The sequence below is a fragment of the Streptomyces alkaliphilus genome (assembly GCF_014141535.1).
Classification (GTDB): Bacteria; Actinomycetota; Actinomycetes; order Streptomycetales; family Streptomycetaceae; genus Streptomyces; species Streptomyces alkaliphilus.
Genome location: NZ_VKHT01000105.1, coordinates 1 through 8,773 on the forward strand (window position 1 = coordinate 1; position 8,773 = coordinate 8,773).

General features: G+C 71.2%; 8 protein-coding genes. All 8 read right to left on the minus strand.

What is annotated here, in order from left to right; all coding sequences use genetic code 11:
• Window positions 1-730 (minus strand): ABC transporter ATP-binding protein (locus FNQ90_RS05955; protein WP_182605305.1); only part of this gene is annotated, 730 nt, incomplete at its 3' end.
• An 88-nt stretch (window positions 731-818) separates the two neighbouring features.
• Window positions 819-2,471, minus strand: a complete 1,653-nt coding sequence (locus tag FNQ90_RS05960) for an ABC transporter permease (RefSeq protein ID WP_323379798.1) — start codon at window positions 2,469-2,471, stop codon at window positions 819-821.
• Window positions 2,468-3,568, minus strand: coding sequence for a thiamine ABC transporter substrate-binding protein (locus FNQ90_RS05965; protein WP_182605301.1), 1,101 nt, complete (start codon window positions 3,566-3,568; stop codon window positions 2,468-2,470). The genes FNQ90_RS05960 and FNQ90_RS05965 overlap by 4 nt, the downstream gene beginning before the upstream one ends.
• 319 nt (window positions 3,569-3,887) lie before the next feature.
• Window positions 3,888-4,994 (minus strand): 23S rRNA (adenine(2503)-C(2))-methyltransferase RlmN, encoded by a 1,107-nt coding sequence (gene rlmN / locus FNQ90_RS05970; protein ID WP_182605302.1) that lies wholly within the window; start codon window positions 4,992-4,994, stop codon window positions 3,888-3,890.
• A gap of 121 nt (window positions 4,995-5,115) precedes the next feature.
• A complete protein-coding gene (locus FNQ90_RS05975; RefSeq protein ID WP_194432283.1) occupies window positions 5,116-6,153 on the minus strand; it encodes a phosphatidate cytidylyltransferase in 1,038 nt (345 codons plus the stop codon).
• A gap of 70 nt (window positions 6,154-6,223) precedes the next feature.
• Window positions 6,224-6,781, minus strand: coding sequence for a ribosome recycling factor (gene frr / locus FNQ90_RS05980; protein WP_143623269.1), 558 nt, complete (start codon window positions 6,779-6,781; stop codon window positions 6,224-6,226).
• Between the two features lie 35 nt (window positions 6,782-6,816).
• The gene (gene pyrH, locus FNQ90_RS05985; protein WP_182605304.1) at window positions 6,817-7,584 is read right to left on the minus strand and encodes a UMP kinase; all 768 of its coding nucleotides are present in this window, start codon (window positions 7,582-7,584) and stop codon (window positions 6,817-6,819) included.
• A 291-nt stretch (window positions 7,585-7,875) separates the two neighbouring features.
• Window positions 7,876-8,712: a translation elongation factor Ts gene (gene tsf / locus FNQ90_RS05990; RefSeq protein WP_143623274.1), complete on the minus strand. Its 837-nt coding sequence runs from the start codon at window positions 8,710-8,712 to the stop codon at window positions 7,876-7,878.
• Window positions 8,713-8,773: the final 61 nt, after the last annotated feature.

Below are 8,773 nucleotides of genomic sequence, written 5' to 3' on the forward strand. Positions count from 1 at the left end.
CCAGGAAACGGGCCACGAAGGCGGAGGCCGGCCGCTGCCACACCTCCACCGGCGTGCCGACCTGCGCCACCCGACCCCGGTTCATCACCACCACCCGGTCAGCCATCGCGAAGGCCTCCCCCTGGTCGTGGGTCACCGCCAATACCGTCGTCCCCAGGGACCGGAACAGCGTTCGCAGCTCCATGACCAGCCGTTCCCGCAGGTCCCGGTCCAACTGTCCGAGCGGCTCGTCCAGCATCAGGATCCGGGGGCCGGGCGCCAGGGCCCGCGCCAGCGCCACCCGCTGCTGCTCCCCGCCGGACAACGAGGCGGGGGCGCGCCCCCCGGCGTCCGGAAGTCCCACCAGACGCAGCAACTCCTCGGCCCGGGCCCGCGCGGCGCCCCGGTCCGTGCCCCGCATCCGCAGGCCGAACAGGACGTTGCCCAGCACATCGCGTTGCGGGAACAACTGGTGGTCCTGGAACATCAGCCCCACCCCCCGCCGATGTGCCGGGACCCGCGCCTGGTCCCGGCCCTCCAGCAACACCCGACCGGCGTCGGGCCGCTGCAACCCGGCGACCACCCGCAACAGGGTGGACTTACCGCTGCCGCTGGGGCCCAGCACGCACACCGTCCGGCCCTCCGGCACCTCCAGATCCACCCCGTCCACCGCCGAGGGCTCCTGCGCCCCGGCGAAACGGACGGTGATGCCCTCCAGACGCAGCAGCGGCTCACCGGCGATTCCGGTCATTCCCATGATCGTTCTCCCGTCCTCTCCCCCTGTCCGAACCCGCCCCGGAGACCCGGGCGGGTCACCGGGGCGGAAGAGGGCGCCGCCGTCAGAAGGCACCCGAGCGCAGTGGCCGAATCCGCTCCAGGGCCAGCAACACCGTCGCGCAGACCACCATCAGGATGGTGCTCAGGGCCATCGCCTGCCCGTAGGTCAGCTCACCGGCCCGCCCCAACAATCGGGCCACCGCCACCGGCAGCGTCGGGGCGTCCGGCCGGGCGATGAAGACCGTCGCCCCGAACTCCCCCATGGACACGGCGAAGGCGAACCCCGCCGCGAGCACCAGCGCCCGCCGCACCAGGGGCAGATCCACCTCCCGCCACACCCGCCACGGTGAGGCCCCCAACACCGCCGCCGCCTGCCGCAACCGGTCGTCCACCGCGCGCAGCACCGGCAGCATCACCCGCACCACGAACGGCACCCCCACCAGGGCCTGGGCGATCGGCACCAGCATCCAGGAGGACCGCAGGTCCAGCGGCGGAGCGTCCAGGGCGATGAGGAAACCGAACCCGACGGTGACCGCCGAGGTGCCCAGGGGCAGCATCAACAGCGCGTCGAACCCCCGCACCAGGCGCCCGGCCCGACGGGTGAGCGCCGCCGCCGCGAGACCACCGACGACCACCGCGATCACGGTGGCCACCGCGGCGTAGCGCAGGGAGTTGCCCACCGCCTCCATCGGGGCCACCGGGAAGGTGCCGCCGCCGTCGAGGAAGAGCGCACGGTAGTGATCCAGCCCCCATCCCCCGCCGGGCACCGACAGCGAACGCTCCACCAACACCGCCGGGGGCAACAGCAGGAGCGCCCCGATGACCAGCAGCACCCAGCCCAGCAACAGCCACTGCCCCACCCCGCGCGGTGGCCGGGCCGGATCCACCGCTCCGGTCAACCGCAGCCCCGCCTCCCGTCGGCGCACCGTGCGGGCGTGCACCCACAGCATCACCGCCACCGCGGCGAACTGCACGATGCTCAGCACCGCCGCCGTGGGCAGGTCCAGCAGTTGGGCGGTCTGCCGGTAGATCTCCACCTCCAGGGTGGCCAGCCGCGGCCCGCCCAGGATGAGTACGGCGCCGAAGGAGGTGAAGGTGAACAGGAACACCATCAGCGCGGCGGCGGCCACCGACGGCGCCAGTGCCGGCAGGGTGATCCGCCACCAGGCGGTGAACCGGCCCGCCCCCAGCACCCGGGCGGCCTCCTCCTGCCGGGGGTCCACCTGCTCCCACATCCCGCCGACGGTGCGCACCACCACGGCGTAGTTGAAGAAGACATGGGCCAGGAGAATCGCCCACACCGTGCCGTCCAGTCGCACACCGAACAGGTCGTCCAGCAGGCCACCCCGCCCCACCAGGGCGAGGAACGCCGACCCGGCCACCACGGTGGGCAGCACGAAGGGCACGGTGACCACGGCACGCAGCAGGCGGCGGCCCGGGAAGTCCAGACGGGCCAGCGCCCAGGCCCCGGGCAGGGCCAGGAAGAGGGTCAGCAGGGTGGAGGCGGCCGCCTGCCACACCGTGAACCACACCACCTGGCCGATGCCCGGATCGGAGAGCACCTCCGCCACCCGACCCGGCCGCCAGGCGCCGTCCTCGCGCAGGCCCCGCGACACGATCGCGGTCACGGGGTAGGCGAAGAAGACCGCCAGGAAGGCGACGGGGAGGGCGATCAGCCCGCAGCGCGCGGCCCGCCCGCGGGCGGCCGGACTCACCGCAGGACCAGTGCCGTCCAGTCGTCCACCAGGGAGGCGCGGTTCTCGGCGATGACCTCCGGGGCGAGGGTGTACGGGTCCTCGATGACCGCGCCGTGCTCGGTGAAGACCTCCGGCAGATCCACGTCCGCGCGGGCCGGGTTGACGAACATGGTCAGCGGCAGGTCCTCCTGGAAGGGCTCGGAGAGCATGAAGTCGATCAGCGCCCGACCTCCCTCGGGGTTCTCCGCCCCGGCGAGCAGGCCGGCGAACTCGACCTGACGGAAGCAGGTCCCGGTGGACACACCGGTGGGGGCCTCCTCCGGATCGGGGTCGGAACCGAAGAGGACCTCGGCCGGCGGGCTCGTGGCGTAGGAGACCACCAGCGGGCGGTCACCGCCGCCGGATCCGGAGAAGTGGTCGTAGTACGCCTGCTCCCAACCGTTGACGACCTCGACACCGTTGTCGACCAGGCTCTGCCAGTAGTCCTTCCAGCCGTCCTCACCGAAGGCCGCGACGGTGCCCAACAGGAAGCCCAGACCCGGCGAGGAGGTGGCGGGATTCTGCACGACCAGGAGATCGGCCATGGCCGGGTCGGCGAGGTCCTCCAGGGTCTCGGGCGGCTCGATGCCCTCCTCCGCGAACCACGCGCGGTCCCAGTTGACGCAGATGTCCCCGGTGTCGATGGGGGTGACCGACCGTCCCCCGTCGGGCGGCAGCAGGTCGTCCGGGACGGCGTCGAGACCGGCGGCCTCGTACTCCTCGAACACTCCTTCGTCCACGGCTCGGGAGAGCAGGGTGTTGTCCACCCCGAACAGGACGTCGGCCTGCGGGTTCCCGGCGGTCAGCACCGCCTGGTTCACCATCACGCCGGCGTCACCACCGCGCACGATGACGACCCGGTGGCCGGTCTCCTCGGTGAAACGCTCCAGGACCTCCTCCGAGATGTCGAAGGAGTCGTGGGTGAGCAGGGTGACGGGGGCGACGGTGTCGGGGCTCTCCCCGTTGACCTCGGCGGACGATTCCTCGCCCTCGCCCTCGCCGTCGCCCGAGCCGCAGCCGGCGAGCAGGGCGACGCCGAGGCAGGCGGCGATGGTGGTGACGGCCGTGCGGTTCATGGTGCGGGACCTCGGCGTTCGTGTCGGGCCCGGTCGGGAGGGCGCGCACGGCTGCACGGGAGAGGATCCGAACTTCCTACCCTGCGGCGCGGTGCCGCGCGGGCGAGGTTCAAAGGGTCTGCGGCCGGTGTGCCGCACTCTCAGCGCTGCGAGCGCTCCCCTGTCGGGCGGTGGACGGACGCCCGGGTCGGGCGCCTGTTCGACGGCAACCCTAACCCGGGAACCGGCACCGCCGAACGGCGCCCCGGCCGGGGAAGCGCGCCATCCACGCCCCGACAGCCGACCGACCGCCTCCCCCACACCCCGACGCAGCCGGCGTTCAGCGCTCGGAGGCCGCCAACTGCCCGCAGGCTCCGTCGATTTCCTGCCCCCTGGTGTCCCGCACCGTCACCGGCACCCCGTGACCGTCGAGGATCTCCACGAACGCCCGCTCGTCCTCCGGACGTGAGGCGGTCCACTTCGATCCCGGCGTCGGGTTGAGCGGAATGAGGTTCACGTGCGCACGCATGCCGCGCAGCAGCCGGCCCAGCAGGTCGGCTCGCCACGCCTGATCGTTGATGTCACGGATCAGCGCGTACTCGATCGAGACCCGCCGACCGGAGCGCTCGGAGTAGGCGCGGGCCGCGTCCAGCACCTCGCGCACCTTCCACCGGGTGTTCACCGGCACCAGGGTGTCGCGCAACTCGTCGTCCGGGGCGTGCAGCGAGACCGCCAGCCGGCACTTGAGGTCTTCCTCGATGAGGCGGTGGATGGCGGGGACCAGCCCGACCGTGGAGACGGTGATGCCGCGCTGGGAGAGCCCCAGCCCGTCGGGGACCGGGTCGGTGAGGCGCCGGATCGCGCCCAGGACCCGCTTGTAGTTGGCCAACGGCTCGCCCATGCCCATGAAGACGATGTTGGAGAGCCGGGCCGGACCGCCGGGCACCTCACCATCGCGCAGCGCGCGCATGCCCGCCACGATCTGGTGCACGATCTCGGCGGTGGACAGGTTGCGGTCCAGGCCCGCCTGTCCGGTGGCGCAGAAGGGGCAGTTCATGCCACAACCGGCCTGGGAGGAGATGCACATCGTCACCCGGTCCGGGTAGCGCATCAGGACCGACTCCACCAACGTGCCGTCATGCAGCCGCCACAGCGTCTTGCGGGTGGCCCCGTCGTCGCAGGAGGCGTGCCGCACCACCGTCATCAGCGGCGGAAGCAGCTCGTCGGCCAGTCGACGCCGAGCTGCGATCGGAATGTCCGGCCACTGGTCGGGGTCGTCGGCCCACCGGCCGAAGTAGTGCTGCGAGAGCTGCTTGGCGCGGAACGGCTTCTCCCCCAGCTCCGCGACCGCCTCGCGGCGCGCTGCGGGGTCGAGGTCGGCGAGGTGGCGCGGCGGACGGGCGGCCCCGCGCGGCGCGACGAAGGTGAGTTCTCCGGGTGCAGGCATAACCGCTCCAGTGTCGCAGATCATCCGCGAACCCCCTGGCCGCGCGGGTGGGACCCCTGTCGTCCCCGGGTGTCGTCCGTCACCGTTGGCCGACCTCGCACGGCCCGGGGACGGCCCGGGGTCAGGAACCGACGAAGACGAGCAAGAGGATCCAGACCACCGGGGCGGTCGGGAGGAGCGAGTCCAGACGGTCCATGATCCCGCCGTGACCCGGCAGCAGGGTGCCCATGTCCTTGATGCCGAGATCCCGCTTGATCATGGATTCGCCCAGATCACCGAGGGTGGCGCTGGCCGCCACGGCCAGGCCCAGCAGGATCCCCTGCCACCAGACCCCGCCGTCGATCAGGAACTCCATGCACAGCGCCCCGGTCACCACGGCGGCCGCCACCGCTCCGAGGAGACCCTCCCGGGTCTTGCCGGGGCTGATGCGGGGCGCCAGACGGCGACGGCCGAATTTCCAGCCCACCGCGTAGGCACCGGTGTCGCTGACCACGGTGAGGAGCAGGAAGACCAGCACCCGCCAGGCACCGTCCTCGGCGGTGAGCATCATGGTGACGAAGGTCGCCAGGAAGGGCACGTAGAACACCGCGAAGACACCGGCGGTCACGTCCCGCAGGTAGTTCTCCGGAGCCCCGAACAGGCGCCAGGCCGGCACGGCGAGAGCCGTGGCAGCGGCGGCCAACCATGCCGCGGAAGGCCCTCCCGCGTAGCCGGCCACCACCATCGCGGCGCCGCCGAACGCCAACGGCGGCAGGGGCACCGAGATGCCCTTCGTCTCCGAGAAGCGCGAGGTCAGCTCCCATACCCCGACCACGACCGCCGCGGCGACCACCACCACGAAGGCCGGCCGGTACAGGAAGAGGGTCGCGAGGATGACGGCCCCCAGCCCCACCCCGACCCCGATGGCGGCGGGGAGGTCACGCCCGGCTCGCCTGCGGCGGTGCGTCCCGTTCTCGGATGGGCTCACCGGATGGCCGTGCCGGTCATCGGAACGCTCCTCGCGCTGTTCGGTTCGGTGGCTCCCGGCGTGGTCCCTCGACCGGCCGGGGTGGGGGATGGGCGACACACGAGGAGTCCGCGACACGTCCCCCGTCCCGTCACCGGCCCCGGCCGGCGGGTGAACAACGTGTTCGGGGGTCGATCGCGGTGACTCGTTCATCGGTGCTTTCCGTTCGCGTGCGCGCCCCGGGAGGGCCCGGGGCCGCGCTGGTCGGGGTGCGGGACGTGCCTCACACCTCGAGGAGTTCGGCTTCCTTGTGCTTGAGCAGTTCGTCGACCTGCGCCACGTACTTGGCGGTGGTGTCGTCGAGCTCCTTCTCGCCGCGACGGCCCTCGTCCTCGCCGACCTCACCCTCCTTGACGGCCCGGTCGATGATCTCCTTGGCCTTGCGGCGGACACCGCGGATGGAGATCTTCGCGTCCTCGGCCTTGGAACGCGCGACCTTGATGAACTCGCGGCGCCGTTCCTCGGTCAGTTCGGGAAAGACGACCCGGATGATGTTGCCGTCGTTGGACGGGTTGACCCCCAGGTCGGAGTCACGGATGGCCTGTTCGATATTGCGCAGGGCGCTCTTGTCGAAGGGCGTGACCACGGCCATGCGGGGTTCGGGCACGGAGAACGACGCGAGTTGGTTGATCGGGGTCATCGCGCCGTAGTAATCGGCGACGATCTTGTTGAACATGGCCGGGTGCGCACGACCGGTACGGATCGCGGCGAAGTCGTCCTTGGCGACGACCACGGCCTTCTCCATCTTCTCCTCGGCCTCGAGGAGAGCTTCTTCGATCACCACGTGCTCCTGATTCGGTGTGTGGAGCGGGCCGTTCAGGCCCGCCGGCCCTGGCTGTTCACGAGTGTGCCGATCTTCTCACCCCGAACCGCCCGGGCGATGTTGCCCTCCGCGAGCAGTTCGAAGACGAGGATCGGCAGGCTGTTGTCACGACAGAGCGTGATGGCGGTGGAGTCGGCGACCCGGAGATCACGGGTGATGACCTCGCTGTAGTCCAGGACGTCGAAACGGACCGCCTCGGGGTTCTTCGCCGGATCGGAGTCGTAGACCCCGTCCACGCCGTTCTTGCCCATCAACAGTGCCTCGGCGTGGATCTCCAGGGCACGCTGGGCCGCGGTGGTGTCGGTGGAGAAGTAGGGCATGCCCATACCGGCGCCGAAGATCACGACCCGGCCCTTCTCCATGTGGCGAATGGCGCGGAGCGGAATGTAGGGCTCGGCCACCTGGCCCATCGTGATCGCGGTCTGGACCCGGGAGTCGATCCCCTCCTTCTCCAGGAAGTCCTGGAGGGCGAGGCAGTTCATGACGGTGCCGAGCATGCCCATGTAGTCGGAACGGGCCCGGTCCATGCCGCGCTGCTGGAGCTGGGCGCCGCGGAAGAAGTTGCCGCCGCCGAGTACGACGGCGATCTGCGCCCCCTCCCGCACGACGGTGGCGATCTCCCGGGCGACCTTGTGGACGACGTCCGGGTCGACGCCGAGCCCTCCACCCCCGGCGAACGCCTCTCCGGAGAGCTTCAGCAGGAAGCGGGAGGGGCGGCCGGCTCGATGGTCCGTCCTCGGTGCGGGGGCGTCTTCGTTCATGGGCTCTCCTGGTGCACATGCGAAGGAGGCCATTGCCGGTGGATCCTCGCGGTTCCCTGGCGCGGCAATGGCCTCCTGCTCACGACTGCGTGGTCCGGTCCGCGTCCGGACGGCCGGCGCGGGCCACGGCATCCGGCGATCCCGGGTGCGACGCCGGTGTCGGACGGCGTGCCGCGGATCCTTCCGGGGTCCATCCGGAGGATGGTCCGGACGGGACCGCGGCACGCCCGACAATAGCGGCCCGGGGGCCCGGACGCGTCCGACCGTCGAACGCTCGCGCGTCGGTCGGGGTCAGGCGCCGACGCGGAAGCGGGCGAAACTCTTCAGGGTGACGCCGGCCTCTTCGAGCACCTTGCGCACGGTCTTCTTGTTGTCCTTGGCGAAGGGCTGGTCCAGGAGGGTGTTCTCCTTGAAGAAGCCGTTCACCCGACCCTCGACGATCTTCGGCAGGGCCCCCTCGGGCTTGCCCTCCTCGCGGGCGGTGGCCTCGGCGACGCGGCGCTCGTTCTCCACGGTCTCCGCCGGAACGTCCTCGCGGGTGAGGAACTTCGGGGCGAAGGCGGCGATGTGCTGAGCCACGTCCTTGGCGACACCGGCCTCGGGCTTGTCCAGCTCGACCAGCACGCCGACCTGGGGGGGCAGGTCCGGGTTGGTGCGGTGCAGGTAGGTGCCCACGTAACCACCGGTGAAGCGGGCGAAGCGGTCCAGCACGATCTTCTCGCCGAGGGTGGCGTTGGCCTCGTCCACGTAGTCGCGGACGGTCTTGCCGTCCTCGATCTCGGAGGAGAGCAGGGCCTCGATGTCGGCGGGGGCGGCGGAGGCGACGTGCTCGGCGATGCTCTTGGCGACGGCCTGGAACTTCTCGCCCTTGGCGACGAAGTCGGTCTCGCACTTGAGCTCGACCAGCACACCGGAGGTGTTGTCGTCGGCCAGGATCGCGACCACGGCGCCGTTCTCGGCGGTGCGGCTCTCGCGCTTGGCGACGCCCTTCTGCCCCTTGACCCGGAGGATCTCGACGGCCTTCTCGACGTCACCCTCGGCCTCGGTCAGGGCCTTCTTGCAGTCCATCATGCCGGCGCCGGTCAGCTCACGGAGCTTCTTGACGTCGGCGGCGGTGAAGTTCGCCATGGTGGTGTGATTCTCTTCCCGGGATGTCGGTGGGTGGGATCGCGCCGGGGAACGGCGGGCG

Excerpts from the sequence above, each read along its gene's own strand:
- FNQ90_RS05965 (WP_182605301.1), bottom strand. The coding sequence starts at position 3,568 with ATGAACCGCACGGCCGTCACCACCATCGCCGCCTGCCTCGGCGTCGCC.
- rlmN (WP_182605302.1), bottom strand. The coding sequence starts at position 4,994 with ATGCCTGCACCCGGAGAACTCACCTTCGTCGCGCCGCGCGGGGCCGCC.
- FNQ90_RS05975 (WP_194432283.1), bottom strand. The coding sequence starts at position 6,153 with ATGAACGAGTCACCGCGATCGACCCCCGAACACGTTGTTCACCCGCCG.
- pyrH (WP_182605304.1), bottom strand. The coding sequence starts at position 7,584 with ATGAACGAAGACGCCCCCGCACCGAGGACGGACCATCGAGCCGGCCGC.
- tsf (WP_143623274.1), bottom strand. The coding sequence starts at position 8,712 with ATGGCGAACTTCACCGCCGCCGACGTCAAGAAGCTCCGTGAGCTGACC.